Source organism: Nostoc sp. UIC 10890 (assembly GCF_054786515.1).
Map to the genome: position 1 here is coordinate 1 of NZ_JBSGKF010000123.1, position 1,852 is coordinate 1,852.

A 1,852-nucleotide genomic window follows, 5' to 3' on the forward strand; every position below is an offset into this window, starting at 1 on the left:
ATTAGATGACGAGAGTACTAAAGATGACTTGTTCATGTACAAGCTCATCAAAGCTGACTTACTTGGTCATCAGCAGTTATTAGAAACTGAAAAAGTTAAACAGGAATTAAGTCGGTTTGTACAGAGCCAATGGCGAGATATAGCTCTGGGGAAAACGCTTACTTTTGACCGAGGGATGATTATTCCATCCAAAGAACTCAAAAATGGTGAAATTTGTGTTCCTTGGCTTGACGAACAAGAAAAAGTTCTTAACTTCCGTTCTCCTTTTCTGAATTCTAATGGTTTGTGTGTTTCTAATAATAAATATGTTGAAGATCAACTAGGGCCAGACGGTGAACCCTTAAAAGGCATAATTGTAGTCAATGACGAAGACCACAAGCGCATACATCAAAGAATTGCACAGTTAGAAGCCCAAGGTATTGATGTTGGCGAAGTTGACCCAGCAGAAACAGAATCAGAACGCCAAGCACGAGATTTTGATGGTGACTGCATTGGTGTGGCAAAAGCCAGTTTATATCCCAACTTAACGGCAGAGGCAGAGCGAAGAAATCTTCCCCAAAACGCCTATTCCCCCACAGTTAAGCTCAAAAAACAGTCATTTTATGATCCCAGCGATGGAAGCCAGCCCCCATTTGAAAAAATCGCTATCCACATGAGCGATAGCATCAGCGTAGGCATAATCAACAATCAAGTGACAGCACTAGAGGCATTAGAATCGGAAATTGAGGTACTTAAAACTTACGGAACTATCGAACAACAGTCAAATTATCTAGACCAAGTTTCTAACCATTACGAAACCCTGTTTGAGCAAGAACGCCAGAAAGATCCAAAGTTAATTCGAGAAGAATACAAGCTTTATATGCAAGGGTTTGTTGAACTTGCTCATTCTGAAAGAACCCCAGAAAATATGCATCAAGCGATGGATCTTAACCGCTTGATGTACCGGAGCATGATTGAAGAAGGATGTTATCAAAACCAAATAGCGGTTGATTTATTCAAAAGTGCTAAAAAACCTGAGATGGATAAAATCCGGGAAAACAGCCGCTACTTGTATCGTGATGTTAATTATATTAAAGATAAAAAGTCGCGTTCAGTTTATTTAAGCACAGGGATAACACCAAAGGGTTACTCACCAGTAGAATTATTAATTAGCCAAACCAATAAATATTTCCAAGAATCACAGTTAGAATCGCGTCCCATAGTCCAGTTTAAAGACTTATTCAAAGGAGTAGAATTTACACCACAGCAGAAATTTGCAGCGATCGCCGCCAAGTACGAGTTTGATCAGAAATTCAACGCTGCGGTACGTATGGAGCGACGGCGGGAAACCGAGAAAGGGCCATCAGCAATCATCCAAACTCCACAGTCTTGCCAACTCGAAATTACCAATCTCACCCATTACGAACATCCTCTGATTTGGAAAGCCCAAACGTTGAACATTCGCCTAGACGAAATACCAGAGAAATGGCGAACTAAAGAACGCCCCCACAAATTACTAGCAGTTGCACAAATCAATGGTGAGAAAGGTTCGGATAAGAAACCCGCCTACCGCAACCTGGGGACAGTTAGCCAACAATCTGTGACTGACCACAACCTCAAATCGGGGATGACCATGCAGGGAGCTAAACTCCTAGAACTAAAACCAGAACTTACTAGAAGCCAAACTAAATTACTTTTCGACAAGGCACAAGAGGCGGCTCTCGCATTTTACGCGAAAATCCCAGAGTCAGAAAAACTTGCATCCGCCGCCGCCGCTTGGAACATCTGTGCATCCCGCCAAGATGAACTCGAAGTTGCAAGAAAAGAAAACGCAAACCCCCAGGCGATCGCTAAAAAAGTTTCTAATTTCGCC

At 42.1% G+C, this 1,852-nt stretch carries 1 pseudogene; it reads left to right on the top strand.

Annotation, left to right across the window (positions count from 1 at the left end):
* Positions 1–1,852, top strand: a pseudogene (locus ACWATR_RS39720) (hypothetical protein); the annotation flags it as partial.